The organism is Caulobacter sp. B11 (genome assembly GCF_002737765.1).
Classification (GTDB): domain Bacteria; phylum Pseudomonadota; class Alphaproteobacteria; order Caulobacterales; family Caulobacteraceae; genus Caulobacter.
In genome coordinates, this window is record NZ_PEGG01000185.1 from 1 (window position 1) to 5,208 (window position 5,208).

Sequence of the window (5,208 nt, forward strand, 5' to 3'; positions counted from 1 at the left end):
CGCAGGGCGCTGCCCAGGGGCGTGCCATAGCGCTCGGCCTGGATCATGGCCGTGGTCACTGACTTGATGCCGGGGTGGGCGGTGCGGCGGGCCAGACCTCATAGGCCAGCCGGCGTTCGGGCAGGTAGGAGAGCTCGGCTGACAGCAGGCTCATCTCCTCGGCCAGTTCGATCGAGGAGGCCCCGACCTCGGCGCCGACCTTCTGGATGGCCGCCTCGATCGACATGCCGCTCTCGACGCAGATCAGCAGGAGGTCCAGCGAGTCCGGGAAGGCGGCGACGATCGACTCGCGCCGTTTCTGGGCGACGTTCTGGATATAGATGTTGGGCGCGTAATAGCCGATCGTCAGGCCCACCACGCAGGCGCTCAGCTTTTGCAGCGGCTGCAGGCCGAAGTCATTGATCACGTACAGATAGAAGGCCGTGACCACCGCGAAGGCGAAGGGCAGCACGAAGCGAAAGAAATAGAAGGTCGAGACGGGCTTGGGCCCGCGGAAGCCGGCCTGGGCCAGCTTGTCGACCACCTTGGGGTCCTCCAGAAGCCGCGATAGCTGCAGCCGGTCGACGACGTTCTTATAGACCCCGGCCTCGACGTGGCGAAGACTGCCGCCCTTCTGGGCCATGGCCTCGCGCGAACGACGGCGCAGTTCCTCGCGACGGTTGGCCACGGACTTCAGGCGGCCCTCTAGGCTGGAGGTGCTCATCATCGGCGCGGCCAGGGTGACGATGGTGAGGAACACCACGATGGCGATGAAGGCGCTGAGCAGGTTGCTGGGATTGGTGAGCGTCTCGATCATGGCCGCCCCCTAGAACTTGAAATTGATCATCTTGCGCATCACGAAGATGCCGAGACTCATCCAGATCGCGCCGGCCAGCAGCATCAGGTGGCCGCGCGGATCGGTGAACAGCGGCTGCATATAGGCCGGCGAGGTGACGGTGATCAGCACCACCACGCCCGGCGGCAGGCAACCGATGATGAAGGCCGAGGCGATGGCTTCGGCCGACAGGGCCTTGATCTTCTCGCCCATCAGCTTGCGGGCCCGCAGCACGGTCGACAGGTTGCCCAGGGCCTCGGCCAGGTTGCCGCCGGTCTTGGCCTGGATCGACAGCACGATCGCGAAGAAGCGTAGCTCATTGGTCGGCATGCGCTCGTACATCCGTTCCAGGGCCTGATCGATCGGCATGCCCATGCCGACATTCTCGGTCAGGATGCGAAATTCGCCGGACAGGGGCTCGGGGCACTCCTTGCCGATGATCTTCAGGCAGTCATGCACGGGCAGGCCCGACTTGATGCCGCGAACGATGATGTCGATGGCGTCGGAAAAGGCCTCGGTGAATTTCTTGGTCCGGCCCTTGGCCAGGAAGCCGACCACCCAGCGCGGCAGGCCGAAGCCGGCCGCGAAGGCGCCGCCCAGGGCGATCAGCGGCATCTGGCCCAAGGCCAGCAGGATAGCGGCGATGGTCAGGCCGATCGCGCCGCTGATGATCCAGAAGGTTCGAACGCTCTCGCCCAGGCCGGCCGCCCGCAATCTGGCGGCGAGGCTCAGCGAGGCTTTCTTCTGCCGACGATCCTGCTCGCGCAGGGTGTTGAGGATCTGCTTGCGGCGCACTTCCGGCGTATTGGCCGCCGCCTTGGCCCGCACCGTGGCCTGGCGCTCGCCGCCGCCGACGATCAGCTGGGCGCGCTTGACGGTCTTGGCCTGGCCGCCGTCGCCGCTGGTGAAGGCGAAGCCGAGGCCGGCGATGGTGATGAAGCCCAGGATTCCGGCGAGAATGATCAGCATCGGCTATTCCGCCGCGTCGAGGGCTTCGGCCAGCTCGCGCTCCAGGCCGTAATATCGGGCCCGATCCCAGAAGCGGGGGCGGGCGATCCCGGTCGAGCGGTGCTTGCCGAGCACCTTGCCGTCGGCGTCCTCGCCGGTGATCTCGTAGACGAACAGATCCTGGGTGACGATAACGTCGCCTTCCAGGCCGACGACCTCGGTGATGTGGGTGATGCGACGGCTGCCGTCGCGCAGGCGGGCGGCCTGGATGACCACGTCGACAGAGCCGACGATCATTTCCTTGATGGTCTTGGAGGGCAGGCCGTAGCCGCCCATGGTGATCATGCTCTCGATCCGGCTGATCGCCTCGCGCGGGCTGTTGGCGTGCAGGGTGCCCATCGAGCCGTCGTGGCCGGTGTTCATGGCCTGCAGCAGGTCGAACGCCTCGGGGCCGCGGACCTCGCCGACGATGATCCGTTCGGGGCGCATCCGCAGGCAGTTCTTGACCAGGTCCCGCATGGTCACCGCCCCCTGGCCCTCCAGGTTGGGCGGCCGGGTTTCCAGGCGCACCACGTGCGGCTGCTGCAGCTGCAGTTCGGCGGCGTCCTCGCAAGTCACCACCCGCTCGGTCGGGTCGATGAAGGCGGTCATGGTGTTGAGCAGGGTGGTCTTGCCCGAGCCGGTGCCTCCGGAAATGACGACGTTGCAGCGGCAGGCGCCGATAACACCCAGGACGCGGGCCCCTTCCGGGCTGATCGAGGCGTACTCGACCAGGTTCTTCATCGTCAGCTTGTCCTTCTTGAACTTCCGGATGGTCAGGGTCGGACCATCCAGAGCCAAGGGCGGGGCGATGACGTTGACGCGGCTGCCGTCGGGCAGGCGGGCGTCGCAGATCGGCGAGCTTTCGTCGACGCGGCGGCCGACCTGGCTGACGATCCGCTGACAGATGTTCATCAGCTGCAGATTGTCGCGGAACCGCACATTGGTCAGCTGGACCTTGCCGCCGACTTCGATGAACACCCGGTGGGCGCCGTTGACCATGATGTCGGCGATGTCGTCGCGGGCCAGCAAGGGCTCGAGCGGGCCGTAGCCGAGGACGTCATTGATGATGTCCTGGACCAGATGGTCCTGCTCGATGACCGACATCGAGACGTTCTTGATCGCCACCAGCTCGGCGACGATGTCGCGGATCTCCTCGGCGGCGGCCTTGATGTCGAGCGAGGCCAGCTGCGACAGATCGATGGTGTTGAGCAGGGCGTTGAAGATCGTGGTCTTCGTCGCGTGATAGTAGTCGCTCTGTTCACGGACGATCGTGGCGGTGGCCGGGGCGCCCTGGGCGGCGCGCAGCTGCTCCAGGCCGTTGGTGGCGCGGGGGGCGGCGGACTTGGCGGCGGGCCGGGCCGGAGCGGGCGCAGGGCTGAGGTCCGAGGCCGCGCCCGGCTCGACGCGCTGCGGCCGCGTGGCGATCGCCGCGGCGCCGGCCACGGCCGGGGGCGGCGCGTGGCGATCATTGTCGGCGGCCTGGTCGCGCTTGCCGAACATGTCCTACTTCTTCTTGAAAAGGCTGGAGAAGACCGAACTCTTCTGGGCGGGCGGGGCCTCGCGGCGGCTGATGAGGCGCGCCAGGTGGTCTATGCCCTCGGCGGCCTTGGACTTCGGCGCGACCTCGGCGACCATCTGGCCGTTATTGGCCGCCTGACCGAAGGGTTTGGGGTCGAACGGCAGGACGAGCGACGGCGTCAGGCCCAGGGCCTCGCCGAAGTCCTTGACCGGAATTTCGGGCCGGCCGGGCACGCCGACCTGGTTGATCACCAGCCGGGGCGGAATGTCGTTGGGTCGCGCCTGACGGACCAGGTCGATGATGTTCTTGGCGTTGCGCAGGCTGGCCAGATCGGGGTCGCCACCACCACCAGGTCGTCGGAGCTGATCAGGACCTTGCGCGTCCAGGCGCTCCAGCTGTGGGGCAGGTCCAGCACGACGAAGGGCGCCGCGCCGCGGATCTTCTGGGTGACCTCCTCGAAGGCCTCCGAGGCGATGTCGTAGTCCTGCTCCAGGCTGGCGGGCGCGGCGAACAGCGACAGGCGGTCGCCGCAGCGCACCATCATGCGGTCCATCAGCACCGGGTCCAGCCGGTCGGGCTGGCTGAGGGCGTCCAGAACGCCCTGCAGGGGGTCCTGGTTGAAGTCGAGCCCGGCGGTGCCGAACGGCAGGTCCAGGTCGACCATGATCGTCGCCGCCTGCACCCGCTCGGCCAGGGACCAGGCGAAATTGTGGGCCAGGGTCGAGGCGCCGACCCCGCCCTTGGCCCCGACAAAGGCCACCTGGCGCCCGACGAAGGGCGCCGAGGGGTCGGCATACAGGGCCGAGACGGCGCGGATGATCTGCAGGGGGCCGCTGGGCTGGGTGATGTATTCGCTGACCCCGCGCCGCATCAGTTCGCGATAGAGGGCGATGTCGTTGGTCTGGCCGATGACCACGACCTTGGTGCCGGGGTCGCAGACCTGGGCCAGGCCGTCGAGCATGGCCAGCAGGCGCGGGGCGCCTTCCAGGCACTCGACCAACACCAGCGAGGGCGTCGGCTGGTTCTGGTAGAAGTCGACGGCGGCCTCGAGCCCACCGGGCCGGGCCGTGGTCGAGGCGCGCGCCATCCGCCGGTCGGCCGCGGCCTGCTCGACCAGGGCCATGGTCTCGGGGCGCACGCAGTAGGCGTGGATGGTGATCCGCGGCACAGCGGTCTCGCCCATCTCCGCGCCGGCGCCGGCCAGCACTTCGGAGATCAGTTCAGGCGTCGACATCGGTGGCGGGGCGGCGTGAGCGGCCTGGGCGACGGGAGCGGGCGGCGCGACCGGGGCCGGAGCCAGCAGGGTGTCGGCGATTGGCGCGCGCGACTGGCGCTGCGCGGCGCCGGTAGGTTGGGACGGCAGGTCGATGAAGGCGGTCGGGGCTTCTGGGGTTGGCCGGGCCGGCGGGAAATCGGCGAACGGGTCGTCGAGGGCCCGGCGCCGCCGAGCGCCAGGGATCGGAGCCCGGCGCGGTGAAATCGTCGCTGGCGTCGAAGCCCAGGTCAAAGGGGTCGTGTTCGGGGGTCCGCGCGAGGCCATCAGTTTGATCGCCTTGGAGATGGCGCCGGTGGCCTGATCGTCCTTGGCCGACGAGGTCACCTCGCCGCGACGATACTTACCGAACACGGTGTCGCGCCGCGCGCGGCGTCGATGGGGGCTTGGTCGCGGGGGCCGCAGCAGGTCCTCGGGATTGGCGACCTGGGCGGCCATGTTGGCGGTGACGGCCAGCCGAAATTGGCGAACGGGTATTGTCCCGGGTGGCGGTGAGATTTTCCCAGGTCTGGCCGCATTGCGGGATCTGGGCCGTGTGGCGCAGGAACCCCACCTTGAGCGGGGCGTCGGGCTCGGCGGCGGCGTCATAGCCGACGATCCGCACCGCCGAAA

Annotated in this window: 2 protein-coding genes and 3 pseudogenes; all 5 read right to left on the minus strand. The window is 68.4% G+C overall.

Going from position 1 to position 5,208, the window contains the following annotated elements:
* Window positions 1-796 (minus strand): annotated as a pseudogene (locus CSW58_RS08465) (type II secretion system F family protein); the annotation flags it as partial.
* Window positions 797-805: 9 nt separating this feature from the next.
* The gene (locus CSW58_RS08470; RefSeq protein ID WP_099446998.1) at window positions 806-1,783 is read right to left on the minus strand and encodes a type II secretion system F family protein; all 978 of its coding nucleotides are present in this window, start codon (window positions 1,781-1,783) and stop codon (window positions 806-808) included.
* A gap of 3 nt (window positions 1,784-1,786) precedes the next feature.
* On the minus strand, window positions 1,787-3,304 hold the full coding sequence (locus CSW58_RS08475) for a CpaF family protein (protein WP_099446999.1): 1,518 nt from the start codon (window positions 3,302-3,304) through the stop codon (window positions 1,787-1,789).
* A gap of 3 nt (window positions 3,305-3,307) precedes the next feature.
* Window positions 3,308-4,497: pseudogene (locus CSW58_RS08480) on the minus strand (AAA family ATPase); the annotation flags it as partial.
* Between the two features lie 489 nt (window positions 4,498-4,986).
* Window positions 4,987-5,184: pseudogene (locus CSW58_RS08485) on the minus strand (hypothetical protein); the annotation flags it as partial.
* Between the last annotated feature and the right edge of the window lie 24 nt (window positions 5,185-5,208).